Source organism: Pseudomonas sp. 65/3-MNA-CIBAN-0223 (assembly GCF_040310425.1).
Classification (GTDB): Bacteria; Pseudomonadota; Gammaproteobacteria; order Pseudomonadales; family Pseudomonadaceae; genus Aquipseudomonas; species Aquipseudomonas gregormendelii.
Genome location: NZ_JBEOPV010000113.1, coordinates 1 through 277, shown reverse-complemented (window position 1 = coordinate 277; position 277 = coordinate 1). Strand labels below are relative to the sequence as shown.

Sequence of the window (277 nt, the reverse complement as noted above, 5' to 3'; positions counted from 1 at the left end):
ATAATGATCAGCAAGAAGTACAGCAAATCATGCTGCAGCCAGTGATTGATGTCAATCTATTGCCGGTACACATTGTCGATGCCAATAATAGCTTATACGAAGCCGCTCATACTATGACCAAAGCGGGGCTAAAACATGTACTGATAAGACCCTTAAATCATTTAGAAAATATAAAAGAAACATCACATGGCACCGGTCATCTGCTCGGCATCTTGACCGATAGCGATATTTGCCGTGCCGTGAGCGAACAGCAAGACCCTGCCACTACCCTTTGCCA

At 44.4% G+C, this 277-nt stretch carries 1 protein-coding gene; it reads left to right on the top strand.

The features are described from left to right. Nucleotides 1-277 (top strand): DUF294 nucleotidyltransferase-like/CBS domain-containing protein (locus AAEZ09_RS28150; RefSeq protein WP_350601625.1); only part of this gene is annotated, 277 nt, incomplete at both ends.